Source organism: Rhodococcus sp. KB6 (assembly GCF_001445685.1).
GTDB lineage: Bacteria > Actinomycetota > Actinomycetes > Mycobacteriales > Mycobacteriaceae > Rhodococcus_F > Rhodococcus_F qingshengii.
Genome location: NZ_LNAK01000134.1, coordinates 900,628 through 927,627 on the forward strand (window position 1 = coordinate 900,628; position 27,000 = coordinate 927,627).

Genomic DNA, 27,000 nt, shown 5'->3' on the forward strand with positions numbered 1-27,000 from the left:
TTTCCACAGCACGACGGACTATTCGCCGAGGCGCCGTAGCCTGAACTGTCCCGAGCGTGTCGAGCTGCCCTTATCGCCAGGCGAACACCGGCTGCTCGAGCTTGTCGATGCGCGTGTGCCGTCCGTTCAGCACTTCGCGGAACTGATAGATGACGGCTCCGGTCGGCGCATGGATCAGGCTCGTTCGGAACGGCCATTGGATCACCGGGTTCGGTGACTCCGCGATGGTGACGAAGCGCGAGTCCACGTCGAGCTCCTCCGACGTGACGGCATACACCTGGGCCACCTCGTCGGGATTGGGTACCAGTCCCCCGATGTCCTCGCCCGACCACATGACGAACGGCCGGATCACGAATCCCGAACGAGTGACGTAGTCGTCGAGCCGGCCGATGATCTTCGACTCGGGAACGTCGACACCCAGCTCCTCGGAAAGTTCCCGAACCGCTGCCTGTTCGGACGACTCGCCCGGGTCGACGCTTCCGCCCGGCAACGCGAATTGACCGGGGTGGGCGCGCATCTTGCTCGGCCGCTTCGTCACCGGGAACACTGGTGTTCCGTCCGCTGTCCGCATGACGACGATGACCACCGACGCCGAGCGCCTTCCGTCCAATTCGACCGACCGAGGTTCGAAAGCGGCAAGTGAGGCGACCACGTGGTCCCGATTCAGTAAATCTCCGTTCACCATGGCTCGACAGTAGCGCCACGAGACTGAGACCCTCAGCCAGTCTGGTCCATTTTGGCCGCTTCGCCTGATTATCGGTCTGTATTCCTGTCATGCTGAACAGGCAGAATCCACCGTGCGGCATGGCGAGAAGAGAACCTCGATGGCTGAGCAGTCCCAGACCCCCACCCCGCAGACCGACCAGAGCGCGCCGGGCGCGTCGAATCGGGCCTCTCGCTTTGCTTCCGACACGCTGAGCGTCCTGCGGCGCGTGCCGTTCACTTCGATCGTCGTCCTCACCATCACCGTCGTCGGGATCGCGACCGGCGCCCTGTGGAATCACGTCCGTACCTACTCGTGGTTCAACGACATCGCCTACGGAGTTCCTGCCTTGCAGGAAGGCAAGTGGTGGACTCTCGTCACGGGGTGGTTCTTCGGATTGACGCCGGGTCAGTATGTTTCGATCATCGTCGTTTTTGCCTTCGCGGTCGGCTGGTGCGAATGGCGCCTGGGAACCAAGAACGCGGCCATCGTCACGATCAGCGGTCAGTTGGCGGGCGAACTCGGTGCATCGCTCCTCCTCTGGGCGGGCAGCCACACCGACTGGGATTGGGCTCGCAACCTCGCCACCCACCGCGACGTCGGCGTGACTACCGCAATCATCGCCGCACTCGCCGCGACCACAGCAACACTCCGCTCGCCCTGGCGAATGCGAGTGCGCGCCATTCTGTGTGCGTACATTGCGATCGCGTTCCTCTTCGAAGGCCGCCTCGCCGACGTGCAGCACCTCATCGCGGTCGCGATATTCCTGCCGGTGGGCGAGAAGTTCTTCGGCGACGGAGAGCGCGGGTTCATCCCCCGAACGCGACGCGAGATCCGCCTGCTCGGATTCATCGGCCTGCTCCTGATCGGCGTGGTCGAGATCGCCGTCTGGCTGTTCCCCGGAAGCGGACCGTTCGGGCCGACGGAAGCCGAAACCGGTTCGGGCTGGACGGCATTGATCGACGTGGTCATCGTTGCCCTGATCGCGGACCAGTTGCGACGAGGTCGCCGCTGGGCCTGGTGGGTTGCCGTGGTGTTCGGTTCACTGACGGTCTTGGCCACCGCCCTCGTCCTCGTTTCGGTCATCTTCTTCGACTACGAGAGCGCCGGCGCCGTCACGGTCGGTACCGCGCTGCTCTGGCTTCTCGAACTCATCTTGTTGATCAAGGGCCGCCACGCTTTTCACGTACCGATGCGGCGCAAGATTCGAGGCGGGCCGTTGTCCGGGAACGATCCGCGCGCCGCCGCTCGGGAACTGCTCAAACGGCACGGCGGCGGAACCATGTCGTGGATGACGACGTGGGACGGCAACAGTTACTACTTCGGCGAGTCGGGTGAGAGCGTCGTTGCATTCCAACGGCATGTCGGTGTCGTCGTGGTCCTGGCCGATCCGATAGCGAGCCCCGACCGACTTGCCGCAGCGGTCGACGAATTCACGACGATGTCCGAAGCCAACGGCCTCACTCCCTGCTTGTTCTCCGTGGGGAAGGAGACAGCCGACGCCGCCACCCGGCGTGGCTGGCGCACCGTTCAGGTCGCCGAAGACACGATCGTCGACCTACCAGAACTGCAGTTCACCGGTAAATCCTGGCAGGACATCCGCTCGGCGCTCAACAAGGCCAAGAAGGACGACATCACCTTCCGGATGACAACATTGGCCGACGAGCCGTTCTCCGTATTGGCTCAGGTGCGCGCCATCTCCGAGGAATGGGTGGGCGACAAGGGGCTACCCGAGATGGGGTTCACCCTCGGAAGCGTCGAGGAGGCGCTCGATCGCGACGTCCGTGTCGGCTTGGCCGTCGACCCGACCGGAAGCATTCACGGCGTCACCTCGTGGTTGCCGGTGTACGGCGAAGGCGGCGTGGTTCAGGGTTGGACACTCGACGTCATGCGTCGACGTCCTGACGGGTTCCGTCCGGTGGTCGAGTTCCTCATCGCATCGTCGGCCCTCGAGTTCAAAGAACAAGGTGCCCAATTCGTCTCACTGTCCGGAGCACCGCTCGCCCGCAGCGACGACGGCGCCGACGCCGCATCGATGGACCGCCTACTGGACATGCTCGGTGCCGCGATGGAACCGCTCTACGGCTTCCGGTCTCTTCACGCGTTCAAGAAGAAGTTCAAGCCGAGGTACGAACCCGTTTTCCTGTGTTTCCGCGACGAGGCCGACCTGCCTCGGATCGGAATCGCACTGACGCGTGCCTACCTGCCCGACGCAACGGCTCCTCAGCTGATCAAGCTCGCCACCAGCAAGAGTTGACGCCGTGCGGTCCTGGTTCGAGCACACGGTCGTCGACACCGGCAGGCTCCCGCTGTTCTTCCTCCTACTCGCCTTTGTCCTGACGTTCCTGTTCATCCGCTTCAGCGTCCGGATGATCCGGGCCGAGGTCTCGTGGTGGCCAGGCAATGTCACGCCCGGTGGAATGCACATCCACCACATGGTTTTCGGTTTGATGATGATGCTCGTGTCCGGCTTCGCCTTCATCGCTCTGGCCGACTATCACACCCCGATCGCCAATTGTGTTCTCGCGTCGGTGTTCGGCATCGGCAGCGCGTTGGTCCTCGACGAGTACGCGCTCGTGTTGCATCTGCGCGATGTCTACTGGGCCGAGGAAGGTCGCTCGTCCATCGACGCAGTGTTCGTTGCCATCGCGATCTCGTTCCTTTTCCTTCTCGGGGTCCACCCGATCGGGTTCGCGGGAGAGTTCGACCCGTACGAGCAGGACCGCAGCCTGGCGACGTTGATCGGCGTTGTCGTCGCGATCGTGATCCAACTCGGACTCGCCGTGATCACGTTGATGAAGGGCAAACTCTGGACCGGCCTGATCGGGCTGTTCTTCACCCCACTTCTGTTGATCGGAGCAATTCGGTTGAGTCGCCCGGGTGCGCCGTGGGCGCGCTCGCGTTACCGCGACAAGCCGGCGAAGATGAGCCGGGCAGTGGCCCGTGAACAGCGTTATCGCGAGCCGATGATCCACGCGAAGATCTACGTTCAGGAAACGGTGTCGGGAAGTTTCGGTTCCACTCCCCCGCCCCCACCACCGCTCCCCGTCGTCGACACCGCAACCCCCACGTCGAAGGTCGGATTGTCGCGGCGGCTCTCGGACAGAATTCGCTGGCGTCGAACTCGCCGACGACTACGAACAGTCCCCGTCTGGCGTCTCCCCGTGATCCTCGTCGTCCTGTCCGTCGTCACCGCGAACATCCTCGTCGGGATCGACGGAGACCTGGTCAGCGACGGCGACGTCGGTACCATTTCCGAGGGCGTCGACGCCGGGGCCACCGCGACGCTGCTCAGCGTCATCGCCGGCGGGATGATCACTCTCACCGGTCTGGTGTTCACCGCCATCACCCTCGCAATGCAGTTCGGCGCCTCGCAGATTTCGGTGCGGGTGGTCCCGATGCTTGCGCAGCAGCGGGTGATGCGGTGGTCGATCGGCATGTTTCTGGCCACGTTCGTCTTCTCCTTGATCATTGCGCTCGATCTGGCGCTCGATTCAGAGAATTCCTCACCGACCATCTCCACGGCGATCGCACTGCTTCTGGCATTGGCCAGTGCGATCCTGTTCATCGCGTTGGTGGCGAAGGTCGGGTCGATTCTCAATTCCAGTCGGTTGCTGCGTTGGATAGCGGCCCAGGGCCGGAGCGCGACGATTCGTGCCTATCCGCTGTACGAGGACTTACCCTCGGGCGCACCGAAACCCAGTCAGCCACTTCCCCTCCACCAACCGCACGAGTCCGAAACCTCCGAGAGCGCCGACGCACTGGTGATTCGCCTGCGCCATCTCTCACCCGACGGCCGGATTCTGCTGGCGATCGATCTCGCACGCCTGCAGCGGTTGGCCGGCCGCTGGGACGTCTCGGTCGAGGTCGTCCCCAGCATCGGCGAGTTCGTCGCCCAGAACGCGCCCCTCTTCGAGGTACGCGGACCGTCGCTGAAGGTACGCCCGGACACCTTGATGTCGTGCTTGATCTTCGGTGACACGCACAGCCCGGTCGTCAGCCCCGGTGCAGCGCTTCAGTCGATCGTGGACATCGCGCTCAAGGCGCTGTCACCCGCCATCAACGACCCGGGCCGAGCCGTGCAGGCTCTCGACCACATCGAAGATCTTCTGGTACTTCTCGCCCCGCGGGTCCGCTTCGACACGTCAACCTCGGATCTCACGCTGATCCGAGGGCAGCAACGCACCTGGACCGATTACGTGTCCGTCGCCACCGACGAGATCCGGCACTTCAGTACCAATTCCGCGCAGGTCCAGCGTCGTCTACGCGCGGTATTCGCGACCTTGCTCGAAGCCTGCCCGCCGGACCAGCACCCTCCGCTACTCGAGCGCGTCGACGCACTCGATGCGCAATTGACCCGAGAATGGACCGGCGCACTCGACCTTCGGCTCGCGAGTGTGGCAGATCCGCAGGGATTGGGCTCCGAAGCCGGGGCGACCGGAAGAATTCACCCGCTGATCATCGGGTCTTCGGAACTTCCAGACGATCGTTCATCCGGGCAGACCGAGTCGCGTTCCCAGCCAACCTAATTGACTCGCCAACCCAGCCGACCACACCTGGAAGCTGTGTCCTCCGTCGACCTCGGCGTATTGGACGTCCATCCCTGCGGCCTTTGCGGCTTCGTAGAGCGTTTGAAGACCTGGGCGGTAGTCGTTGTCCTGTTTGCCGACCACGAACACCCCGGCGCTGTCGGGGAACTTCTTCTCCCGGAGCAGATCCTGCGGATTCACTGCCACGAACGCGGCTTCATTGCCGCCGAACGCTGCATCGACCGTCTGCTTGCGATCGCCGAGTGTGGGTTCGATCTGACCGGACAGATCCAGGAACGTCGGATATACCGCGGGGAAGTTCGTTGCCATCTGGAACGCGCAGGTACCGCCGTAGGAAAGTCCCCCGATCGCCCACTTCCTCGGGTCGGGATCCACCTGGAGGTTCCCGCGCACCCAGTCGGGAACATCGCGCGAAAGGTACGTTGCGACGTTCCCGAGTTGAGAATCGACGCAGAGCGGATTCGCCAGTTCCGACCCGGTCCCGTCAGCAACGACGACAACGGGAGCCAAGCCCGAATGCGCAGCGGCGTAGGTGTCCATGGTCTGGACGAGACGTCCGCCCTGTAGCCAGTCCTCGGGCGCGCCTGGTTGGCCGGCAAGCAGGACCAACACCGGCAACTCCGGTCGTGGGTTGGTGAAATACGCGGGCGGTAAGTAGATCTCGGCGTCGCGGGCGCTGAATCCGGAGACCGTCCCCGCAATCGTGACCGTGCTGACCTTGCCGGCCGACGGCATGTCCGCGGGAGCCTTCCATTGCGAAACCGGTACCGCCCCGTCCTTGCCGTCGTCCAGGTCGGCGAGTGAAACCTTCTCCGCGTCCGAGAGTCCCAGCGCTGTTCCCAACGTCGGATACGACTGGAACTGCAGATTCACGTGAGCCGCGCTCGACACGACCACCAGGAGCACGGAGACCACGGTGAGCACGCGACCGTCGATCCGCGTCGCCGCAAATACCCGCGAAACACCCAGCAGCACGCCGAGAATGCCCAACCCGATCCACACGTAGACGGGACGGGCAATCGGATCGGGGAACGGGTGCCACACCTTCTCGATCAGCCAGTACAGCACGAGAGTGATCGCGATTGCCGCGACGATGCAGACCGGAATCGAGATCAGCACGTGACGCCTCGATCTCGAGAAGATCAGCCAGAGAAGTGCCAGAATTCCGAGCACCGTCACCACGGGCGGAACCGGGCCCGTGACCAGCGACAGATCCGTGATCGTGTGCACGTCGTCTCCCGTCGCAGCCCTGTTTAGACAATATCCAAGAACAGGACATTTCGGAGCTGATGGCGTCAGATCACTGCGTTCGATGCCTGGGCACGTAGGTCTCGGGCCAGGTGATCCCGACGCTCGAGAACAAGCCTCCGCAGCGACGCGGGCGCCTCCGCATTGGCCTGGATCCAGGAATCGGCAGCAGAGGTGTCTTCAGCTGCTGGGAAGAGTCCGTTCACCAACCGTCGGGCGATCTCGATGCTGCGTTCGGACCACCACTTCCCCAGGGACGAGAAGTACTCTGCCGCATATCCCTCGATCAACGACGGGTCCGTGCCCGAACGGAATCCGGCGATCGTCGCATCCAGGCGGTCGTTTGAGAGTGAGCCGTCAGTGGTCGCCGACGCCCAGGCAGCCGCCTTGGTCTCGGCATCGGGAATCGACGCCACAGCGCGGACGTACGCCGTTCGACCCGCTGACGTGCTGTCCTTGCTCAGCTCACCGTCGAAGTCGCTCACACTCGCATGGCCGGTCGCCGACAGGGCGATCCACAATGCCCACCGCAGATCAGGATCGAGAGCCAGTCCGACCGGCCCCGGGCAGGTGCCGTCGAGTATCGACCGCACCTCGTCGGCGCGAGCATCGTTGACCGCTGCAGCGGCCGACAGAGCCCGTGCCCACGCCAGCTGTCTTCCGGACTCCGGTTCGGCTTCGAACACCGCCTTCCAGGTCGTTTCCAACCAGCCTGCACTTACATTGGGCCGCAAGCTTTTCGGAACGTAGTGAAGAACCGCGTATTGGGCATCGGTCAGGATCGAGCTGAGAATCGCAAGATCTGTCTCCGCGGGAGCGAATCGTTCCACCATGTCGAGGTACCGGAACACCGAGAGCTGCGCATCACGCACCGAGTTCCACAGCGACGACCAGATCACCCCGCGCGCAAGCGGATCGCTCACGCGGTCCAGGGATGCCTCGACAGTGGACAGAGATTCCGCGTCCAATCGCACCTTGGCGTAGGTGAGGTCTTCGTCGTTGAGCAGTGTGAGTGCTCCGGGCGGAAGGTCGACCGACGTGCGTGATTCGGTGATGTCGAGTTCGACGCGTTCGGTGCGAACAAGGTCTCCGGACTCGTTGTAGTCGTAGATTCCGACTGCGAGCCGATGCGGCCTCGGGTCCGTCTGGACCAGGTCTGTTCCGTCGAGCGACAGCGTGGACACTCCGGTGGTCTGCAACCAGATTCGGGCCCATTCGCGCACATCACGTCCGGAAGTCTCCGCGAGCACGTCGAGCAGATCAACCAGCGTGGTGTTCCCGAAGGCGTGGGCCTTGAAGTACCGTCGTGCCGCTTCGAAGAACGCGTCACGGCCGACGAACGCCACGAGTTGCTTGAGGACACTGGCGCCCTTGGCGTAGGTGATTCCGTCGAAGTTCAGCTTCGCAGCTTCGAGATCGACGATGTCGGCGACGATAGGATGCGTGGTCGGCAGCTGATCTTGGAGGTACGCCCACGCTTTTCGCTTGATGGCAAATGCTACCCAGGCATCGGTGAAGCGAGTAGCTTCGGCGCTGACCAGCGATCCCATGAAGTCGGCGAAGGATTCCTTGAGCCACAAGTCGTCCCACCAGACCATGGTCACGAGATCGCCGAACCACATGTGCGCCATTTCGTGCAGGATCGTGTTGGCGCGGCGCTGATGCTGCTCGTCGGTTGCGGTGCCGCGGAACACGTATGCCTCGGTGAAGGTCACCAGTCCCGGGTTCTCCATGGCGCCGAGGTTGTACTCGGGGACAAAGATCTGGTCGTACTTGCCGAACGGATACGGATAGTCGAAGTACTCGGCGTAGAAGTCCAACCCCTGACGGGTGATGTCGAAAACGTTGTCTGCATCGAGGTGTGGAGCCAACGACGCCCGGCACAGCGCACCCAACTCGACAGTGAGTTCGCCGCGACTCCACGACGACGCCACGCGGTGATACGGCCCGGCCGCGATCGCGGTGATGTAGGTCGAGATCGGCAGCGTCGGGGCGAAAGTGACGCGTTGTGCACCGTCCACGGAGAGAGTCTGGGTCGCGGGCTGATTCGACAGGACTTCCCAGCCGTCAGGTGCTGTCACCTCGAATGTGAAGGGCGCCTTGAGGTCCGGCTGCTCGAAGCAGGCGAAAACACGCCTGGCATCGGCGGGCTCGTATTGCGTGTACAGATACGTCTGATCGTCAGCGTCGTCGACAAATCGGTGCAGCCCTTCACCGGAACGGCTGTAGTTGCCGTGAGCTGCCACCCGAACGACGTTCGATCCGCCGAGTCCGCGCAGCACGATCCGGGATCCGTCGTACTCCACCGGAATCGACGCACCGTCGACGTCCACGGAATCGACTGCAGCACCGATGAAATCGAGCCACGTGGACTCCACCGAGGACGTCAGATCAATTGTCGTGACCGTCGAAAAGGTCTTCACGGCGGAGTCGACCGCCGATCGCAGATCCAACTCTACCCGGTAACCGGCGACGGAGATGGCTCGAGATCGTTCGGCGACTTCGCTTCGATTCAGGTTCGCAGTACTCACGCACTCGATCCTGCCAGGCCGCGCGCGGCGATGTGAGCCGCCGTGCGCCTATCCCTTGAACGCGCCCTGCCAGACGGTGTCGAACGGCGTGTGTGCCGAGACGCGGCCTTCGATGCCCGCCGTGACGAACTTCTTTGCCAGAGCGACGGCTTCTCCCACGTCGGCGCCTTTTGCCAGCTCCGCGGTCACTGCGGCGGCCAGCGTGCAACCGGCACCCGAGACGCGCTCTTCGCCGACCTTGGGGGCGGAGAGAACCGTCACGTCGGTCCCGTCGAACAACACGTCGACGGCGTCGCCACCGGCGAGTTCGACACCGCCCTTTGCGAGCACGTACTTGGGTCCGAGGTCATGGATACGACGTGCGGCCTCGATGAGGTCGTCGACGCTTTCGATGCTGTCCATTCCGGCGAGGGTGCGTGCCTCGAACAGGTTGGGTGTGACGACGGTGGCGAGCGGGAGGATCGAATCACGAAGTGCTGTATCGGTATCGAGAGCCGCGCCGGGCTCCTGGCCCTTGCAGATCAGGACCGGGTCGAGGACGACGTGGCGCCAGGACTGCCGACGCAGGCCCTCTGCCACAACCTCGATCGTGGCGGGAGTTCCCAACATTCCGATCTTGACGACGTCCAGATCGTGAGCTGCCGTGGCAGCCTCGATCTGATCGGCGATCACGTCAGGAGCGATCGGCACGAAGCGATGACCCCAATTGTTCTTGGGATCGAACGAGACGATACATGTGGTGGTCGCTACGCCGTAGACGTCCAATGCCTGGAACGTCTTCAGGTCGACCTGCAGGCCGGCACCGCCAGTCGCTTCGGACCCAGCGATGACATAGGCGAGGTCAACCACAGCACAATCTCCTTCTTCGGACTTTCGAAACGTGCGTGGATGGCCACGAACGCGGGACCCAGTTTATCAACCGTTCCGACGTCTGGTTTTCGGCTATGCGGGCACCGGAGTTCCCCACGCGACGTCGTTGTCCTCGTATCCGAACGGCGGACCGACGAACTCGCCGCCGCAGGTGATCAGCGCGAGGGTTTCGGGTCCGTCGAGGCTGTTCAATCGCTCGACCGGCAGCTCGCCGTCCTTGCCGTAGTGATCGACCGCATCGATACGGTAGTTCCAGGTCTGTCCCCCGGCGCCCGCCACGGTCACGACCGAGCCGATTTCCAGTGTCGAGAACTTCTTTCCGAAACCGTCACCCTGATAGATGTCGTTGACGTGTCCGGTGATCACCACAGTGCCCGCGCCGGAGCCGGGAAATGCCGAATCTGCCCACCATCCGATCTCACTGACATCCTCGGGCGGAATGAGCGAGCCGTCCGTCGTCGTCTTGATCGGCAGGATGTCAGCGGTGCTGTTGCCTGTGCGCAGCGTGGTCGGGACATCCGGACCGTCGACTGCGGCGCGAACTGCCGGCGGCAAATCTTGTTGGCCGGTCGCGAGGACGCGGGTCGGCGAGTCACCGTCGTCGGAACATCCGCCGATCAAGAGCATTGTCGCCACTACTGCAGCGGCCCACGTTCGGCTGGCCGTGGATCCAGGTGCCGCTGTCACGGACGAGAAGTCGGGCCGGACGGAATCTGGGCAATTGGTACTCGGTTTCCTACGTCACGACCGGGAAGTGCGTCACCGGAATCCCCACCGTTCCCACCGGAACCGTCACCACCGCTGCCGTTTCCGCCACCGCTTCCATTCCCCCCGCCGCCGGGGCCGGGGCCGGGGCACTCACCTCCCGGATCGGTGGTGTCGCCTGCCAAGACAATCTTGACTGCCGAGAGGTTGACCGTCTGGTTCTGCGCGACTTGTCCAGGAGTTGTGACGTCGAATGCGAGCTTGGCACGTACGGGGATGACCGAACCGTCGTCAGCGTCGGTGACCGTTGACCCTGACCGGCCGAGATCTTGGGTCAACGTCATTTTGGAGATCAAATCCTGATCTCCGGTCAAGCCGGCGCCGTCGATCCGAAGGGTCCCTCGGACGGGACTTCCGTGGGCTCTGATCGTCACCGATGCGCGAAACTCGAGGATGTCTCCCGGCACTGTCCGCCACGCCTCGATCGAGTTGATTTTCGTTCCAGGCGATCCAGTCGAGATGTCGTACCAACCGTCGATCACGGCCGGATCGAGTGACATGGAATTTTCGTTGATTTCCGAGTTGCACGCGCGGGTGAGCGAAACGGGGGCAGCCGATCCCACTGCGGGGAGTGCTGTCGACACAACGGTCGCCAAGACGAAGGCCGTCGCGGTGATGCCCGCGGTACGCCTGCCGAAGATCGTCATTCTCTCGCTACCTTTTTTCCGCGGACCGTAGCTTCCGGTCAATTCAGTCAAAATACCAGTACAGCTGGACAAATAGGTCGAATTCCGTGCCGAATTCCTCTTGTTTTCTGTGAACTTCGGTTACGAGCAATTTCTCCGCACACCCGTTCCGGCAAGGGGTACATCGGATCAACAGGGGTCAGAAGTTACATTTCGCCCGCACATCGGAGCAGATCGCACTGATTTCTCACCGCATTGGACAGGTATTTCCGTTTCATAGCGGTCAGCCGGTGGAACAACGATCACTACAACGAGCGTGCCGGGCACGTGTCCGGTCGCCCCCCACCGAATCAAGGGAAACCGTCATGTCGGATACAACATCAGTCAAGCAGGGTTTCGCGGTAGGAACATCGATCGGGGCAGCCGTCATCTTGGTGACGGTCGGCATCGTGCAGTTCTTCCAAGGACTCGCTGCCGTCGCCGAAAACGAAGTGTTCGTAGTCGGGATCGACTACGTCTATCAGTTCGACCTGACGACGTGGGGTTGGATCCATCTCGTGCTGGGCGCGCTCGTCGCTCTCGTCGGGCTTGCACTGTTCACCGGAGCGGCCTGGGCGCGGGTGTCGGCAGTGGTGATCTGCGCGATCTCGATCATCGCGAACTTCTTGTGGCTGCCGTACTACCCCTGGTGGTCGACTCTCATCATCGCGCTGAACATCGTCGTGATCTGGGCTGTGTCGACATGGAAGCCCACCCAGACGACGCACGCCGCTGCGCATGCACCGTCAACGCCGACTCGATCTGCTTGAGTTGAAAGTATGTGTAGGTGGATGGCGTATTCCGGAGAGCCGATACTGGCCCATGACTTGCTGTTCAGGCCACAGCACTCGCTGATCGACCAGAGCCTGCATTCTCAACTCGGGGCCACGACGACAAATGGCGACGGCTTCGGAATCGGCTGGTACGGGGAAGGCCCCCAACCGGCAGTTTTCAAGAGCATCGAACCCGCGTGGAACGACTCGAACCTGCGCGAAGTCACCTCCCAATTGCGCACCCCTCTGCTGTTCGCTCACATCCGCGCCTCGACGGGAACTGCAGTGCAGCGCAGCAACTGTCACCCGTTCCGGCACCGGCAATGGTTGTGGATGCACAACGGTTCACTACACGGATTCCACGACATGAAACGGGAATTGGTGACTGCCATTGATCCGTCGCTCTTTCCGGATCTCGAAGGATCGACGGACTCGGAAACCTTGTTCTTCCTCGCGCTGACGTTCGGCCTGACCGACGATCCGTTCGAAGGTGTCGCGAGGGCCGTCGGATTCGTCGAGCACACGGCCCGCTCGCAGGGAATCGACAATCCGGTTCAGATGACCGTCGCCACGTCGGATGGCATCTCCACCTGGATCTTTCGCTATTCCAGCGACCACCAGTCGAGGTCGTTGTTCTTCTCCACCGAGATTTCCACGTTGCGCAAGCTCCATCCTGAGGTGGATGCCCTGCACCATCTGAGTGAGGAGACCCGAATCGTCGTCTCCGAGCCTCTACGTGACCTTCCCGGCGCCTGGAACGAGGTTCCCGAATCCGCCGCAGGCGTCATCCGGCCCGGACGGGACGAGATGCGGAGCTTTGTGCCGATCCCACCAGCCTGATTGGGTCATACAACCAGGCGTAGCTATGAAATAGCTTGCATTCGAAGCGCTTTCACGAAAACTGAGAAAACGGAAACTCGGCACACTAGTCACGCGAGAGGATGAGCCGGAACGCCAAGCGAGCCTTCTCCGTATCCGGAGTGCCACCAGTGAGCAAATCGTTGTAGATGAACGACTCACCCACGCGAACCAGCAGATATGCCATGTCCTCGACGGGCAGGTCTGGCCGAATCTGCTCCGGTATTTCAGCTTCGATCAGCCTTCGCACGGATTCGACCATCGTGCCCTGAATCGGCCCCAGTCCAGTTGTGAGTATGCACAACGCCTTTTGCGGTTCCCGAGTCAAATACGTCCGGAAGAATTCGGTCTCGATTGTCGCCCGTGCATGGTAAGTGAGGACGTCGACAACCCTTGACGCTCCGCTTCCACCGCACTCCTCGAGGCCCATTCGCCACGTTCGGCGCGCCAGCGAATCGAGCACGTCACCGGTAATTGTGTCGCGATTCCCTGCACGCCGGAACAAGGTGGTCCGATCCACCCCCAACTCGGTGGCCAAAGCGTTCACATCGAGCGGTTTTCCGGCTGCGAACTGTCGTCGGGCGGCACTCAACGCTTCCGCGCGGATGTCACGTGTCTCGGCCATGGAGTGAATGTATCGCTGACGACGTGCTGGTCGGTAGCCGGAGGCGATCAGACGGCGCCATCGACGGCAATCGTTGCAACATTCATTGACTTTGTTGCAGGTGAGTGTTTATTGTTCCCCGGTACGTGATTCCAGTCACAACAATTCAGTTGTTTACGGAGGAATGCGATGAACGATCACACGTGGACGACCCGACGATGAGCCCACTTCTGCAAGTACGAGACCTCACGGTTGACATTGGGACAGAATCGATTTCGAACAGACTCCTCGACCGAGTGAGCTTCGAGTTGGGGTCGGGCGAAATCACCGGCCTCGTAGGAGAGAGCGGGAGCGGAAAGACACTGACCGGACTCGCTCTGCTCGGTCTCTTGCCCCGTACGGCAACAACCAGCGGAAGCATCCGTTTGGAAGGACAGGAACTTGTGGGTCTGCCCGCCGCCAAGTTGAGGAAAATACGCGGTCGCGACGTCAGTATGGTCTTCCAGGACCCGAGTTCGGCTCTCAACCCCTCCGTCAGCATCGGTCGCCAGATCGTCGATGTGTTGAAGGCCCACCGCGACATCACGAAAGTCGATGCGGAGGACGTGGCTACAGATCTTCTCCACCAGGTCGGACTGGCCGACCCGAGCAGAACCTTGAAGTCGTACGGGTACGAGCTTTCCGGCGGGATGTGTCAGCGGGTGATGATCGCGATGGCCCTGGCATGCGGTCCGAAGTTGCTGATCGCGGACGAACCGACAACAGCGCTCGACGTCACCATCCAAGCTCAGATTGTCGATCTCCTTCGAGAACTGGCCGAACAGCGCGATCTTGCCGTGTTGTTGATCAGTCACGACCTCGCGGTTGTCGCCGAGGTCGCGGATCGAGTCATCACCATGTTTCGCGGCGAGATCGTCGACGTCGCGCCACGAGACGTGCTGCTTCGGCGGCCCGCGCATCCCTACACGTTCAGCCTTCTCGAGGCGGCACGCTCGACATTCGAAGAAGTCTCCTCCCAATCACCCAAGGCGCGAGGCGATTTCACCAGCAAAGCCCCTGCTGACGGCGTGGGTTGCCGATACGTCGCCCGGTGCAACTACTCCGAGGAGCTCTGCATATCCGATCATCCACTTCTGATCGGATCACCGGAATCGGCAACAAGATGTCACCGCAGCGACGAACTCGAGTTGCTCGGACTGGTGAGCTGATGAGCAACACCGACGTCATCGTCGACGTTCGGAATCTGGCAGTCGAGTACGGACGCGGACGCAAAGCTCTTCGCGCGGTCGACGACGTCAGCTTCTCCGTACAGAGGGGCGAAACCCTTGCGATAATCGGTGAATCAGGATCGGGAAAATCCTCGACGGCTCACGCTCTCGCGGGTCTGGTGGCTACGGCCGCAGGCTCCATCACTATGAATCTCGACGACCCGGCGTTCGGCAAGGGTGGATCTTCCCATCTCATTTTTCAAAACCCTACGTCGGCCTTGAACAATCGGATGGCCTCATGGGCTTGCGTAGCCGAGCCGATGGCGCCAGGGCGTCTGCGCATCCCACAGTCCTTGCGGCCGAAAGCCGTCGAGCTGTTGCGTCGGGTCGGTCTCGGCGCTGAGCTTGCCGACCGCCTCCCGACCCAGCTCTCCGGTGGCCAACGCCAACGCGTGACCATCGCTCGTGCACTTGCCTCCAAGGCGCCACTGATTCTCTGCGACGAACCTGTTGCCTCCCTGGATGTTTCGCTTCAGGAAGAGGTGTTGCAACTTCTTGCCGATCTCCGAGAAGAACATGACCTCACGTACATCTTCATTTCGCACGATTTGGGTTCGGTGGCACGGATCGCCGATCGCGTCGCGGTGATGTACCTCGGCCGAATCGTCGAGATCGGACCGGCTGCCACGGTCCTGAGGACTCCATCGCACCCCTACACGCAGGCGCTTCTCGCCGCGGCCCCGCACATCGAACTCGAGCGGCGCAGTCGTCGGAAAGCATTGGTGCGGGGCGAGTTACCCGACCCACGGAATCCACCCTCGGGCTGTCGATTCCGCACCCGCTGCCCGTTTGCGATGGATCGCTGTGCGTCGGAAGCGCCGTCACTTCGCGCGGCCTCGAATTCCGCACACAGCTCCGCCTGCCATCTATCGTCCCCGGCCACATCGATCGGAATCTCCAACCCGCCGCAGTAAATGCGTGCCGCGTCAGTCTCCCCCTTCCGAGAAGACCAAAGCGAAAGTCCACCATATGAATCCGCGTCTGTCTTTGCGATCCCGATATCCGATCACACGCTTCCAGAATCATGGGAAAAGTGGCCCACGTGTGCTGGTAGCTGCGTTTGCACTTTCTGCTCTCGTGCTCAGCGGCTGTTCGAGCAGCGCCACCGGTACCGCCGGCGATACCGGACCTGCCGATCCGAACGCCGAACTCAAGGTCGCGACATCGCACGTGCCCGCCTCGCTCGACCCGTGTGCGGGAAACATCGGATACGACATCGACTACTTACAGTTGATGTATGCACCACTGATCGATGCGGAACCTGCCACCCAGAAGTTGCGGCCCGGAATCGCCAGCGAGTGGGGCTTCTCCGGACCGGACAACCTGACGTTCGAGATGACGTTGCAGAACGGCTTGACCTTTCACGACGGTACAACTCTCGATGCAGCAGCAGTCAAGGCAAGCATGGAACACTGCTTGAGTCTCGGAATCGTTTCCGTCCCGACGATCAAGAGCATCGAAGCAACGTCCCCAGATCACATCACGATCTCGTTGAGTTCACCTACCTCCGGCTTACCAGGGTGGCTCAACGGCAGATTGGGAATGGTGGTCTCCCCCACTGCGCTGGCAGCAGCAGGGGCAGACTTCGCCAACAAGCCTGTAGGCGCAGGGCCGTACACATTCACCAGCGCAGTCCCGAACAGTTCATACACATTCAGTCGATTCGACGACTACAAACCGGCGGGTCCACCCAGCCCTCAGCTCGCCAAGATCCAGATCCAGGTGATCTCCAATCCCACAGCGCTGACAAATGCCCTGACATCGAACGCTGCGGATTTTGCATACGGGCTCACACCGTCGAGTGCTCCGATCCTCGAACGCAACCCCAACCTGAACGTCAGTCACGATCCGAGACTCGGAGTTGCGCTCGTCGTGATCAACAACAAGAACCCCGTGGTCAACGATGTCCGCGTTCGTCTGGCGATGCAATACGCGCTCGACCGCAAGGCAATTGCGCGAGCCGCACTGGACAGCACGGAAGGAACTGCGGCGTTCGGTCAATATCCTCCCGGTTCGCAGTTCTACGACGAGGAAACCGAAGATGCATGGCCGTACGACCCGGAGAAGGCCAAATCGCTGCTAGCGGAGGCTGGGTATCCGAACGGGGTCACCGTGCGCGGATTAGCAGGCAATCTACCGCCGTACTCGACCAACGCGGTCCTTGTCGGAGAACAATGGGAGAAGGTCGGCATCAAGGTCGACTTCGTCGAAATGACTGGACCTCAGGCGATTACGGAGTTCGTCGCACACAACAGCGCGGACGTCTTCAGCGTGGGATGGCCCACGCGAGCATCCGCACCGCTCAATTTCGAAGCCTCGCTGGGTTCGCGGTCGTACTTCCGGCAGAATTCCGTCCCCAACGAGGATTTGGAGAAGTTGATCGCACTGTTGAACAACACGTATGACGAAACCGCTCAGCTCGACATCGTCAAACAGATCAATCAAGTCGTGATCAAGTCCGCTGAGTACGTACCGTTGTACTTCACTCCCGACGTGGTCGCCTACACCAAGAACGTCCACGGGGCCGTTCCTGCACTGAACGGCTCCCCCAATCTGACGTACCTCTCGAAGTCATGACGACGACCGTTGTATCGCAAGAGAATTCGTTGGCCCCCGAGCCTGAGAGCGTTCCGACCCGAAACCCTCACCGATCGCCGGTGAATCCTTACATACGGATGATCGGCGTCCGGTTCGCACAGATAATTCCTACCGCGATCATCGCTAGTTTCATAACCTTTGCCCTTATCCGGATAATCCCCGGTGGACCAGCCGAGGCCCTTCTCGGTCCGAACGGCAGCGATGAATCGATCGCCGCACTCAACGAGCGCCTCGGATTGAATCAACCTCTGCTGGTCCAGTACTGGAACTGGGTGGTGTCGGCTCTGCACGGAGATCTGGGAACGTCGCTACAGAACAGCGCCCCCGTCGGCCCACAGATCCTTGCGCGCCTGCCGGCGAGCGCCGAGCTCGTTGTACTCGCACTGTTACTGTCCGCCGTCGTCGCCATACCGCTCGGTGTGTGGACCGCGACGCGGCAGGGACGACGCAGCGATGGTCTGACCCGCACGGTTTCGGGGATCGGACTCGCGGTACCGGACTTCTTCCTCGCTATCGTGCTGGTCGATGTCTTCGCCCTCGGTTTGGGAGTTCTACCGGTGCTCGGCTGGGTTCCTCTCGAGAACAGTGTGATCGACAACCTGAGCCATTTGGTCCTACCAGCAACGGCGCTCGCTGCCGGCGCAGCATCGATTGCGGTTCGGCAGACCAGGGCTGCGATGATCGAGACACTGTCAAGTGACTACGTACGAACTGCGCGTGCGATGGGTATCGACGAGCGGAAGATCGTGTGGCGCTACGCGCTACGAAACATCGTTCCCACGATTGTCACTGTCTATGGATTGCTCGCCGTGGCGATGCTGGGTGCGACGGTCATTCTCGAGCAGATCTTCGTGCTGCCGGGCCTCGGGAGCGCTCTCGTCATTGCGATCGACACGCGAGATTATCCGATGCTTCAAGGCATTGTGTTGCTGTTCGTCGTGATCGTGCTTCTCGTGAACATCCTGGTCGACGTCGTCAACAACATGATCAGCCCACAATTGAGGAAGGGAACGATCTCGTGAGCCAACTCGCGTTGACCACCGCAGGCGAGACCCGCTCCAAGTGGGCTCTCCCTCGACTGCACCCCGGATTATGGCTCAGCTACTGCTTTCTCGGCACGCTGATAGCGGCGTCCGTCTTGGCCTCGTTCGTGGCTCCGCACAGTCCGACCGATCAGAACCTGACCAACACGTTCGCCGGTCCGAGTGCACAGCACCTGCTTGGCACTGACGGCTTCGGTCGTGACGTGCTCAGTCGATTGATCTGGGGAGGACGCTCCGCCTTCTTCGGCGTCGCGATCGCTGTCGCCGTCAGTCTGCTGTTGGGAATTCCGTGGGGGTTGATCGCCGGATATTGGCCACGCTGGATCGGCGCGTCACTCCTCCGGGTGGCGGACGCATTGCTGGCATTCCCAGGTTTGGTTCTCGCAGTGGCTATTACCGGTGTTCTGGGGCCGAGCCTGATCACGTCGATGTCAGCGCTCGGAGTCGTCTATGCACCCACAATTGCAAGAATTCTGGCTGCCGGGGTCAGCGAAACGAGGAACCGAGACTTCGTTCTGAGCGCGCGACTCTCAGGATGCCCGCCGCACGTAGTGCTGCTGCGTCATCTTCTTCCGCACGCAATCGGGCCGGTTGTCGTTCAGGTGACCGTGCTCACCGGCCTGACCTTTCTCGCGCAGGCGGCACTCTCATTCCTGGGGTTGGGAATACAGCCCCCCACTCCGAGTTGGGGCGGTGACTTATCCGATGCGTACCTGCACATCTTGAGTGCACCACAACAGATTCTCCCCTCCGGCATTCTGATTTCATTGGTCGTCCTGGCCGTCTACCGAGTGGGTGATGCCGTCCGGGACCGCATGTATGTCAGAGGGAGATAGCCGGCGTAGAACAACCATCCGACTCGACTGTTCGAAGACCACACCACCAGCATGAAGGACTATCGATGACCTCGATCGCACCAGAAACCGCGCGCCGCGTCTTCCGTGGAGCCGAACCAATACACGGCATGATCTACTTCACCCCTTTCGGCGCGGAAGCATATGCCGCACTGGGCTTTACACACCCTCGAATGGGCTACTTCGCTTCGCGGTCTGCGCCCATGGGCGCAGTAGCGGCTGAAGTCACCATCGCTACGTTCTTCAACTTCAACCCCGAACTGGTACACGCGGTGCTGCCGGAAGCCTGGACAATCGCCACCCCCGAACAGATCCTCACCGCTCGACTCGACGCTGTCGACCGTTCGCTGCGCAAGGCCTGGGGAGAACATGTCGACGGCACCGAAGTTCGCGAAGCTGCCGAACTCGCACGTCGAGCCGCGGAACGCGCCTGCAACAGACCACAAGGGCGACCCCTGTTCGGTGGGCACGCATCATTGCCGTGGCCTGAGGAGCCTCATCTCGTGTTGTGGCATGCCCAATCCTTGCTCCGGGAGTTTCGCGGAGATTCTCATGTCGCACTTCTTCACGCCGAGGGACTCAACGGTGTCGAAGCGTTGGTAGTCCACGCCGCAACCGGTGATGTTCCTGCTGCTGCTCTGCAAATGAGCCGGGCATGGGACAACGATCAGTGGGCGGAAGGCGTCGAAAGTGTGCGGGCGCGTGGATGGCTCGAAGACGGCCCCGAGCTTCACCTGAACGAGGTGGGTCGCGATCGCCGAAAGCGGGTTGAGCATCAGACCGATGTGCTGGGGTCGTACCCGTACGAGGCGATCGGAGAGACCGGATGCAGTCGACTGATCGAAATCTCGGAACGTCTCTCCGGTGAAGTGATCGATGCAGATCTCGGATTTCCGGCAGCACTGGCAGCACGTCGCCGATTGCGTGCGTGACAGCAGGTCGTGAGTGTCGAACGTGGCTGGTGGTGATACGACGAGGGTGTCACCACCAGCCCCTTCACACAATTATCGCCGAAGTCGGCTGCGCCCCAATCTGCACAGTGAGAAGGCATCCGGATGAGACTGCCGTTGTGCCGAATTCTCCCGCGGGATGGGTCAAGATGGCTAGATGTGGAAACAGGCACTCGGGTTTGCTTTGTTCGGTGCGACCGTTGCCATCGTCACGGCGGCGCTGACACAGGGATCGGCACAGGCGTCCGCCACGATCACCCTCTTTTCGGGTGGCACCACAATCTCGGGCTTCGCGGGTGAATCGCAATGGACCTGGCCCATCGAGGCTGCGGTGATCGGCGCCCTTCTGGGCGCGCTGACCGGGTTCGTGCTCCGCCTCGCGGGCGTGCGAATCTCCGGAGGCCAGGACAATCGAATGGTTCCAACTGTGGTAGCAGGCCTCGCAGGCGTCACGCTTGGGTTGACGCCCCTGTTGGTCTTGATCGGCATGGCATTCACCGGGTCGATTGATATCGGATGGTCCCCGCTCCTGGTCTATGCCGTCAGCGGTCTCCTGGCGTATGGCATTTCGGTCGCCGCCGTGTTCGGAGTCCTCCGCGCTGCCGGGGATCGACTTACTGTTCGCACGACGCGAGCGGTGGCGGCGATGCTTCCGGTCGGGGCGTTGGCGGCGACGACTGTAGGTGTCGGTACTGCGTGGAGGCTGGGCTTTTCCACCACCACTCCCACCTGGATCGCGGTCGTACTGCTGGTGGTGCTCGTATTGGCCGTGACGTTCGTTGCGGCCCGGGCGTGGGCTCTACGGATGCAGGCTCGTGACTTTCCAGAAGTGGCATAGGCGGTGGAACGATTGATTCCGACGGGCGCATCGAGATGAGGGGCGAGCGAATCTTCGCGGGACTCGTCGTCGGCCTTCTGCTCTGGCTGTTCGGCTATCTGCCGTTGGTACTCCTGTGGCAACATTTCGCAGATGTCCCGCAGCCGCAGCTGTATCCGAACCGTTCGTTCACGTCGTTCGGGCCCAACCCGCCACCGCTCACCTACTGGATAAGTTGGGCGGCGCCTGCCGCCGTGTTCGTCTTGCTCGGACTTATGACTATTCCCAGTCGTACCGGCCGGCAATTTGCATTGCCATTGGTGCTCGCGTTCCTGCCGGTCGCGGCAATGGTGGCGTGGTTCTGGATCTCGATGGAACTGTTCTTCAGCCCCGACTGATCACTCACTCGGCTGCGTATCGCGAACCCCACTGCGCGCACGCGCAATGGCGCCCTTGTTGCGCAATGCGATCCCCTGATGCACCGCAGCAAGTACCAATGCCAGCACTGCAGCAGGGAGGCTCCCCACCATCGACAGCAGAGAAGGCATATCAGAGCTGAAAGCGGTAAAGAAACCCAGTACTGCAGCGCAAAGCATTGTCGCCGAGACGATCCAGGAAACTAATGGTCGTGGGATCACGGCTGGAATAACGCACAGAGCCACCGGAAACGCCAGCACCAAGAAGAGCTCCCGCCCGAAATAGTCGTGAATCGAGCGGTAACAATCGGCAGAACTGAGCGGGCCGAGGCCTATTTCGCAATCGGTGATCTCGTACAGCGGCCACTGTGCCGTCGCGGATCCCAGAATCCCGGTGGCGACCGCCAATACAACCCACGCGATCCGAATCCCAATCATACGAAGAGATCATGCCAGTAGGCGAAATTGCGCTCCGGAGAAGAAAGCAATTACGACTCGAACTGCGTGGAAGGTCGATACCGTCAACGCTAATCAAAGAATGGATCAAACTATGTTGATCGCATGGGGAGCACTGGCGCTTGCCACTGGTGCCCATATCTATGGCGCTCGCCTCGCAACTCACGGCGACTACGGGCGGAGATTACCTCTCTCGGTAGGACCGACCTCCTCGCGAGCGGCACAACATGTCCGACGTGCTCAACTCACGGGCTGGGTATCGAGCTTGATCGGAGCATCTGCCATCGTCGACAACTATTGGGAGACAGCACCTCTCTTGAGTGCGGGTATCGCAGTCGCTGTACTCGGAGTAGTTAACGGCCTACCGAGTTTGATTGTCACCATGATGCACAATCGACGGCCGCAACAGGGTTGAAGTTTTCGATTATGTTTTGTGGAAGGGTGCTTGCATGGCAACACAACCGCATGGCCAGTCCATAACCCCGGCGTGGAAAGTATTCACGGCCATCGGTTTTGCAGGTGTTGTGGGCGCTGCCGTGACGTACTTCCGAGACGGGTGCACTTTGGCGATCATTGGCGGGATGGTCATCCTCGCGATTGGTCTGCCGCTTACTGTCTGGTCCATCCTGCGAATGCTGCGTGAGAATCGAGGACATCGCCTTCACTGGTGGAGAACACCGCCGGTCAATCCGAGGAACGTCGACCTGTCTCGTGCTGTCGGCATTCCGACTACAATTTTCGGTGCACTGACCATCTGGCTGAATACAGCAGGTTCGGCGCCGTGGTGGTTGGCAGCAATCTTTACCGCCATTCTGATCGCGCTCTTCGGAGTAACCGTTGCCGTTCACAATATTCGCCTCAGTCAGCGAACCTGAGCTAGCCTTCCGCGCATGCCGGTTTCCGCGAGTGTCCGTGCGCGCCTTCGCTCCCACTTGCATCCAGACGACGAGATCCACTACGCGTTTCCAGCAGACGTTCTGATGAGCGCGAAACCGAGTGTGTTTGTCGTGGTGAGCCGAAAGGCGATCACCGTCTTCTCGACGAGCTTTCGGTCCAGAAAAGTACCGAGGTCGATCCTCACCCAGTTTCCGAGAATGACCGTCCTCGGCCCGGTCGATACTGCGTCCACGCCGCACTTCACTGCGGCGGGCATAACGTACGAGATCGACGAAGAATATGTTGCAGTCGTGAACGCTGCCGACGCGGAGATCACGTCACCGCAGGACTTCCCGCATGATCCGTTGCCGAAACTTTGAAGGCACAAACAAAAAGGCAGTTTCTCATTTCTGAGAAACTGCCTTTTTGATCTAACTTCGGTCGGGCTGACAGGATTTGAACCTGCGACCACTTGACCCCCAGTCAAGTGCGCTACCAAGCTGCGCCACAGCCCGTCCCACGCCCTTGTTTCGGGCGCTTGGAAAGATTACATCAGGGACGGGCCGAAGTACCAATCGGCTGGTCAGAGCCGTTTCAGTACCGAATTGGACGCAGAATCAGCGGCCCTTACGATCACGCTTCTCGCGCACTCGGACGGATACGCGGATCGGGCTGCCGTCGAAGTTGAACTCTTCACGCAGACGCCGCTCGATGAAGCGGCGGTAGCCGGCCTCGAGGAAGCCCGTGGTGAAGAGAACGAATGTCGGCGGGCGTGTGCTTGCCTGCGTCGCGAACATGATGCGAGGAAGGCGACCACCACGCATCGGAGGCGGCGTTGCTGCCACAACTTCCTTGAGCCAGGTGTTCAGGCGACCCGTGGGGATGCGCTTGTCCCAGGACTCGAGAGCCGTGTCGAGAGCCGGCACGAGCTTCGCCACGGCGCGACCGGTGTGGGCGGAGATGTTGACTCGCTGAGCCCACGGAACGCGGACCAGATCGCGGTCCACTTCCTTGTCCAGCATGAGTCGACGGTCCTCGTCCACGAGGTCCCACTTGTTGAATGCGATCACCAATGCACGACCCGTGTCGGCCACCATGCTCAGAACACGCAGGTCCTGCTCGGTGATCGGCTCGTGTGCGTCGATGAGCAGGATCGCGACCTCAGCGGCCTCGATCGCGCTCTTCGTACGCAGCGACGCATAGAACTCGGCACCGCTGGCATGGCTGACACGCTTGCGCAGACCAGCCGTGTCGACGAAACGCCAAGGGCGCCCGCCGAGTTCGACGATGGAGTCGACGGGGTCGACGGTGGTGCCGGCAACATTGTGCACGACGGACCGCTCGTCACCGGACAGCTTGTTGAGCAAGCTGGACTTTCCGACATTCGGCTTTCCGACGAGAGCAACACGACGCGGACCGCCGCCGGGGATACCTTCACGCGGGGTTTCCGGCAGCTTCTCGAGAACCTCGTCGAGCAGGTCGCCGGTGCCGCGGCCGTGGGTCGCACTCACGGAGTACGGCTGACCGAGGCCCAAGGACCACAGTGCTGCAACCTCGGACTCGGTGCGTCCGTCGTCCACCTTGTTGGCAACGAGGATGACCGGAGTCTTCGAGCGGCGAAGCACGCGAGCCACAGCTTCGTCCGTCGCGGTAGCGCCGACAACGGCGTCGACGACCAGGAGAATGGCGTCAGCCGTTCCCATGGCCAACTCGGCCTGCCGGGCAACGGCCTGCTGAAGACCCTTTGCGTCGGGCTCCCATCCGCCGGTGTCCTGGACGAGGAAGCGTCGTCCGGCCCAGTTCGCCTCGTACGAGACACGGTCACGGGTAACGCCGGGGATGTCCTCGACTACCGCTTCACGACGGCCGATGATGCGGTTGACGAGTGTCGACTTGCCGACGTTCGGTCGACCGACAACAGCCAAGGTCGGGACGGCAATGTGCGCTTCGCCTTCGCCGTCCGCTTCGAGATCGGCGTAATCCCACTCCGATTCCTCGGACCAAGTTCCGTCACCGGCATATTCGGTTACCAGATCGTCGCTCACTGCACTGCTCCAGTTCTGTCGCTGACCACCAACAGCAACTTGGCGATCACATCTTCAATTCCCAATTCGCTCGTATCCACCAGAATGGAATCCTCGGCAGGGCGCAACGGCGACACTGCCCGAGTCGAATCGAGATGGTCACGGCGCTGCACATCAGCCAGCACCGCTTCATAATTGTCTTCACGGCCTTGGCCGATATTCTGCGTATTGCGCCGTGCCGCACGGGTTTCCGCCGATGCGGTCAAGAAGATCTTGACGTCTGCATCGGGGAGTACGACGGTTCCGATGTCGCGACCTTCCACGACGATCCGCTCCGCACCGGCCGCCAACTCACGCTGAGTGGCGACCAGCAGGTCGCGAACTTCGGGTACAGCCGACACCGCGGAGACAGCCTTGGTTACCGCGTCGCCGCGGATCTCCTCGCTGACGTCCGCGCCGTCGAGATGCACCTGCTCGCTGCTCGGATCGGTACCGATGGACCATGGCAACGCCGCAACGGCGGCCGTGATCGCGGCGGAATCCGCCAGATCGATTCCCTGACGCAGCACGTGCAGGGTCGCGATCCGGTAGATGGCTCCGGTGTCGAGGTAGCGAGCGCCCAAACGCTGCGCCAACGCGCGAGAGACGCTGGACTTGCCGGTTCCGGACGGTCCGTCCATAGCGACTACCAGCGGCATGGACGAATCGGTCACAGGCCGACCGCCTCGTACAGTCCACCGACCTCGCTACGTCCGAGGACGCGCTGCGTTCCCGGACGCTGATCGCCGAGAGCGACAACTCCGACGTTGGTGCGTACCAGGCGGACAACGGGGTGACCGACGGCATCGAGGAGGCGACGCACGATGTGCTTACGGCCCTCGTGCAGTACGAGCTTGACGAGCGTCTTGCCCTCGTTGATCTCGAGCACGGTGAACGCGTCCACCTTGGCCGGACCGTCATCGAGAGTGACACCGTCACGCAGCTGCTTGCCGGTGCTGCGCTCGACAACGCCGTGAACCGTGGCGAGGTACGTCTTCGGAACCTCGAACGACGGGTGCATCAGGCGGTGAGCCAAGTCACCGTCGTTGGTGAAGAGAAGCAAGCCTTCGGTGTCGGCGTCGAGACGGCCGACGTGGAAGAGCCGCTGACCCGACTGAACGCGCTCGGAGACGATGTCACCGACGCACGGACGACCGAGATCGTCGGACATGGTGCACTGCCAGCCACGCGGCTTGTTCATCGCGAGGTAGACGAGGTCCTTCTGCACGACGACGCGGACGCCGTCGACACGAACCACTGCGTTCTCGGGGTCGACACGCAGACCCTGTTCGACCACGATGCGGCCGTCGACCTCGACGCGACCCTGATCGATCAGTTCTTCAGCTGCACGGCGTGATGCGACGCCGGCCTGAGCCAGCACCTTCTGCAAGCGGACGCCGTCGCCCTTCGGCGGGCCGTCGTGCTTGGTGATCTCGGCATGCTGATGACGCGCCGGCTTGGCGTTGGAGACCAACGGGTTCTGAGAGACGACGCGCTGCGGCTTCTCGGTCTTCGGCTTGCCACGCTTGTTGGTCGCCGGCGGTGTCGGGGCTGCCGGGCGCTTGCGCGGAGGTCCGTCGAACTTGGACCCACGAGGTGCGTTCGACCATGCGCCGCCGCGAGGAGCGTCGGGGCGTGCGCCGCGCTGATCGTCACTACGACGGTCAGCGCCGCCACGCGGTGCGCGACGGGCGTCGACGTGGGGAGTACGACGGTCGTCGCTGCGGGGTCCGCGCCGATCGTCGTTGTAACCGCCACGGCGGTCGTCCATACGTGCGGGGCGACGGTCATCGCTGCGCGGCGGGCGACGGTCATCGCTGCGCGGCGGGCGACGGTCATCGCTGCGCGGCGGGCGACGGTCATCATTGAATCCACCGCGACGGTCGTCCATGCGGGGACGGTCGGATCCGGCGTTGCGGTCGTATCCAGAGGTACTGCGGGAAGTGTTGCTGCGTCCACCACGGGGCGCTTCGCTACGTGCGCCGCGGGGGGCGTCGCTGCGACCACCACGGGGGGCATCGCTGCGTGCGCCGCGGTTGTCGCGGGAGTTGTTACGGTCCGGTGTGCCATCTCGGCGAGCGGGATTGTTCAC

25 protein-coding genes and 1 tRNA gene are annotated in these 27,000 nt (G+C 61.9%); 14 read left to right on the top strand and 12 right to left on the bottom strand.

Annotated features, from left to right (window positions below; translation table 11 throughout):
• Window positions 1-70: 70 nt before the first annotated feature.
• A complete protein-coding gene (locus ASU23_RS24005) occupies window positions 71-685 on the bottom strand; it encodes a CoA pyrophosphatase (protein ID WP_054781509.1) in 615 nt (204 codons plus the stop codon).
• A gap of 139 nt (window positions 686-824) precedes the next feature.
• Between ASU23_RS24005 and ASU23_RS24010 the strand changes: the two genes are divergently transcribed.
• Both ASU23_RS24010 and ASU23_RS24015 read left to right on the top strand, forming a co-directional pair.
• The gene (locus ASU23_RS24010; RefSeq protein ID WP_058038821.1) at window positions 825-2,960 is read left to right on the top strand and encodes a bifunctional lysylphosphatidylglycerol flippase/synthetase MprF; all 2,136 of its coding nucleotides are present in this window, start codon (window positions 825-827) and stop codon (window positions 2,958-2,960) included.
• A 4-nt stretch (window positions 2,961-2,964) separates the two neighbouring features.
• Complete coding sequence (locus tag ASU23_RS24015) at window positions 2,965-5,232, top strand: DUF2254 family protein (RefSeq protein ID WP_058038822.1); 2,268 nt, start codon at window positions 2,965-2,967, stop codon at window positions 5,230-5,232.
• Here the strand turns inward: ASU23_RS24015 and ASU23_RS24020 are convergent.
• The 5 genes from ASU23_RS24020 to ASU23_RS24040 all read right to left on the bottom strand — a co-directional run bounded on the left by ASU23_RS24020 (window position 5,194) and on the right by ASU23_RS24040 (window position 11,314).
• The gene (locus tag ASU23_RS24020; RefSeq protein WP_021333504.1) at window positions 5,194-6,483 is read right to left on the bottom strand and encodes an esterase family protein; all 1,290 of its coding nucleotides are present in this window, start codon (window positions 6,481-6,483) and stop codon (window positions 5,194-5,196) included. The two genes, ASU23_RS24015 and ASU23_RS24020, sit on opposite strands and share 39 nt — an antisense overlap.
• A gap of 65 nt (window positions 6,484-6,548) precedes the next feature.
• On the bottom strand, window positions 6,549-9,032 hold the full coding sequence (gene pepN, locus ASU23_RS24025; RefSeq protein WP_058038823.1) for an aminopeptidase N: 2,484 nt from the start codon (window positions 9,030-9,032) through the stop codon (window positions 6,549-6,551).
• A gap of 48 nt (window positions 9,033-9,080) precedes the next feature.
• Window positions 9,081-9,881 (bottom strand): bifunctional hydroxymethylpyrimidine kinase/phosphomethylpyrimidine kinase, encoded by an 801-nt coding sequence (gene thiD, locus ASU23_RS24030; RefSeq protein WP_003946192.1) that lies wholly within the window; start codon window positions 9,879-9,881, stop codon window positions 9,081-9,083.
• 93 nt (window positions 9,882-9,974) lie between these two features.
• Window positions 9,975-10,589 carry a class F sortase gene (locus ASU23_RS24035; protein ID WP_228401006.1) on the bottom strand — a complete coding sequence of 205 codons (615 nt, stop codon included), beginning with the start codon at window positions 10,587-10,589 and terminating at the stop codon, window positions 9,975-9,977.
• Window positions 10,586-11,314, bottom strand: coding sequence for a hypothetical protein (locus ASU23_RS24040; RefSeq protein ID WP_021333507.1), 729 nt, complete (start codon window positions 11,312-11,314; stop codon window positions 10,586-10,588). Before ASU23_RS24040 ends, ASU23_RS24035 begins: the two co-directional genes overlap by 4 nt.
• Window positions 11,315-11,658: 344 nt before the next feature.
• Here ASU23_RS24040 and ASU23_RS24045 point away from each other — a divergent pair, with 344 nt between their 5' ends.
• Window positions 11,659-12,102 carry a hypothetical protein gene (locus ASU23_RS24045; RefSeq protein WP_030537512.1) on the top strand — a complete coding sequence of 148 codons (444 nt, stop codon included), beginning with the start codon at window positions 11,659-11,661 and terminating at the stop codon, window positions 12,100-12,102.
• Between the two features lie 21 nt (window positions 12,103-12,123).
• The gene (locus ASU23_RS24050; protein WP_058038824.1) at window positions 12,124-12,945 is read left to right on the top strand and encodes a class II glutamine amidotransferase; all 822 of its coding nucleotides are present in this window, start codon (window positions 12,124-12,126) and stop codon (window positions 12,943-12,945) included.
• Window positions 12,946-13,030: 85 nt separating this feature from the next.
• Here the strand turns inward: ASU23_RS24050 and ASU23_RS24055 are convergent, their stop codons facing one another.
• Window positions 13,031-13,588 (bottom strand): QsdR family transcriptional regulator, encoded by a 558-nt coding sequence (locus tag ASU23_RS24055; protein ID WP_021333511.1) that lies wholly within the window; start codon window positions 13,586-13,588, stop codon window positions 13,031-13,033.
• Window positions 13,589-13,863: 275 nt separating this feature from the next.
• On the opposite strand from ASU23_RS24055, the gene ASU23_RS24060 reads away from it, so the two are divergent.
• The 8 genes from ASU23_RS24060 (at window position 13,864) to ASU23_RS24095 (ending at window position 21,495) form a co-directional block, all read left to right on the top strand.
• Window positions 13,864-14,775, top strand: a complete 912-nt coding sequence (locus ASU23_RS24060) for an ABC transporter ATP-binding protein (RefSeq protein ID WP_253741446.1) — start codon at window positions 13,864-13,866, stop codon at window positions 14,773-14,775.
• Window positions 14,775-15,749, top strand: a complete 975-nt coding sequence (locus tag ASU23_RS24065) for an ABC transporter ATP-binding protein (RefSeq protein WP_058038826.1) — start codon at window positions 14,775-14,777, stop codon at window positions 15,747-15,749. Before ASU23_RS24060 ends, ASU23_RS24065 begins: the two co-directional genes overlap by 1 nt.
• Window positions 15,750-15,879: 130 nt before the next feature.
• Window positions 15,880-17,412: an ABC transporter substrate-binding protein gene (locus ASU23_RS24070; RefSeq protein ID WP_058038827.1), complete on the top strand. Its 1,533-nt coding sequence runs from the start codon at window positions 15,880-15,882 to the stop codon at window positions 17,410-17,412.
• Window positions 17,413-17,492: 80 nt separating this feature from the next.
• Entirely contained in the window at window positions 17,493-18,455 is a 963-nt protein-coding gene (locus ASU23_RS24075) for an ABC transporter permease (protein ID WP_158171306.1), read from the top strand.
• A complete protein-coding gene (locus tag ASU23_RS24080; protein WP_020969703.1) occupies window positions 18,452-19,312 on the top strand; it encodes an ABC transporter permease in 861 nt (286 codons plus the stop codon). Before ASU23_RS24075 ends, ASU23_RS24080 begins: the two co-directional genes overlap by 4 nt.
• Window positions 19,313-19,377: 65 nt before the next feature.
• Window positions 19,378-20,262 carry a hypothetical protein gene (locus ASU23_RS24085; protein ID WP_030537506.1) on the top strand — a complete coding sequence of 295 codons (885 nt, stop codon included), beginning with the start codon at window positions 19,378-19,380 and terminating at the stop codon, window positions 20,260-20,262.
• Between the two features lie 175 nt (window positions 20,263-20,437).
• Window positions 20,438-21,118, top strand: coding sequence for a hypothetical protein (locus ASU23_RS24090; RefSeq protein WP_058038828.1), 681 nt, complete (start codon window positions 20,438-20,440; stop codon window positions 21,116-21,118).
• Between the two features lie 35 nt (window positions 21,119-21,153).
• The gene (locus tag ASU23_RS24095; RefSeq protein ID WP_030537504.1) at window positions 21,154-21,495 is read left to right on the top strand and encodes a hypothetical protein; all 342 of its coding nucleotides are present in this window, start codon (window positions 21,154-21,156) and stop codon (window positions 21,493-21,495) included.
• Here ASU23_RS24095 and ASU23_RS24100 read toward each other — a convergent pair whose 3' ends face one another.
• Complete coding sequence (locus ASU23_RS24100) at window positions 21,496-21,951, bottom strand: hypothetical protein (protein ID WP_058038829.1); 456 nt, start codon at window positions 21,949-21,951, stop codon at window positions 21,496-21,498.
• Between the two features lie 467 nt (window positions 21,952-22,418).
• Between ASU23_RS24100 and ASU23_RS24105 the strand changes: the two genes are divergently transcribed.
• Complete coding sequence (locus ASU23_RS24105) at window positions 22,419-22,844, top strand: hypothetical protein (protein ID WP_054828053.1); 426 nt, start codon at window positions 22,419-22,421, stop codon at window positions 22,842-22,844.
• Window positions 22,845-22,859: 15 nt separating this feature from the next.
• Window positions 22,860-23,225 (top strand): hypothetical protein, encoded by a 366-nt coding sequence (locus ASU23_RS24110; RefSeq protein ID WP_058038830.1) that lies wholly within the window; start codon window positions 22,860-22,862, stop codon window positions 23,223-23,225.
• Between the two features lie 61 nt (window positions 23,226-23,286).
• On the opposite strand, the gene ASU23_RS24115 is transcribed toward ASU23_RS24110, so the two are convergent.
• The 4 genes from ASU23_RS24115 to ASU23_RS33550 form a co-directional block, all read right to left on the bottom strand.
• Window positions 23,287-23,360 (bottom strand) — tRNA-Pro (locus ASU23_RS24115).
• A 102-nt stretch (window positions 23,361-23,462) separates the two neighbouring features.
• On the bottom strand, window positions 23,463-24,890 hold the full coding sequence (gene der / locus ASU23_RS24120) for a ribosome biogenesis GTPase Der (RefSeq protein ID WP_003946199.1): 1,428 nt from the start codon (window positions 24,888-24,890) through the stop codon (window positions 23,463-23,465).
• Window positions 24,887-25,567: a (d)CMP kinase gene (gene cmk / locus ASU23_RS24125; RefSeq protein WP_172827088.1), complete on the bottom strand. Its 681-nt coding sequence runs from the start codon at window positions 25,565-25,567 to the stop codon at window positions 24,887-24,889. Before cmk ends, der begins: the two co-directional genes overlap by 4 nt.
• An 11-nt stretch (window positions 25,568-25,578) precedes the next feature.
• Window positions 25,579-27,000 carry a pseudouridine synthase gene (locus ASU23_RS33550; RefSeq protein ID WP_082661454.1) on the bottom strand — a complete coding sequence of 474 codons (1,422 nt, stop codon included), beginning with the start codon at window positions 26,998-27,000 and terminating at the stop codon, window positions 25,579-25,581.

Coding starts and splice junctions, on each gene's coding strand:
- ASU23_RS24065 (WP_058038826.1), top strand. CDS start 14,775: ATGAGCAACACCGACGTCATCGTCGACGTTCGGAATCTGGCAGTCGAG.
- ASU23_RS24085 (WP_030537506.1), top strand. CDS start 19,378: ATGACCTCGATCGCACCAGAAACCGCGCGCCGCGTCTTCCGTGGAGCC.
- ASU23_RS24090 (WP_058038828.1), top strand. CDS start 20,438: ATGTGGAAACAGGCACTCGGGTTTGCTTTGTTCGGTGCGACCGTTGCC.
- ASU23_RS24045 (WP_030537512.1), top strand. CDS start 11,659: ATGTCGGATACAACATCAGTCAAGCAGGGTTTCGCGGTAGGAACATCG.
- ASU23_RS24050 (WP_058038824.1), top strand. CDS start 12,124: ATGGCGTATTCCGGAGAGCCGATACTGGCCCATGACTTGCTGTTCAGG.
- ASU23_RS24095 (WP_030537504.1), top strand. CDS start 21,154: ATGAGGGGCGAGCGAATCTTCGCGGGACTCGTCGTCGGCCTTCTGCTC.
- cmk (WP_172827088.1), bottom strand. CDS start 25,567: ATGCCGCTGGTAGTCGCTATGGACGGACCGTCCGGAACCGGCAAGTCC.
- ASU23_RS24100 (WP_058038829.1), bottom strand. CDS start 21,951: ATGATTGGGATTCGGATCGCGTGGGTTGTATTGGCGGTCGCCACCGGG.
- ASU23_RS24040 (WP_021333507.1), bottom strand. CDS start 11,314: ATGACGATCTTCGGCAGGCGTACCGCGGGCATCACCGCGACGGCCTTC.
- ASU23_RS24005 (WP_054781509.1), bottom strand. CDS start 685: ATGGTGAACGGAGATTTACTGAATCGGGACCACGTGGTCGCCTCACTT.
- ASU23_RS24110 (WP_058038830.1), top strand. CDS start 22,860: ATGCCGGTTTCCGCGAGTGTCCGTGCGCGCCTTCGCTCCCACTTGCAT.
- ASU23_RS24055 (WP_021333511.1), bottom strand. CDS start 13,588: ATGGCCGAGACACGTGACATCCGCGCGGAAGCGTTGAGTGCCGCCCGA.
- ASU23_RS24010 (WP_058038821.1), top strand. CDS start 825: ATGGCTGAGCAGTCCCAGACCCCCACCCCGCAGACCGACCAGAGCGCG.
- ASU23_RS24105 (WP_054828053.1), top strand. CDS start 22,419: ATGGCAACACAACCGCATGGCCAGTCCATAACCCCGGCGTGGAAAGTA.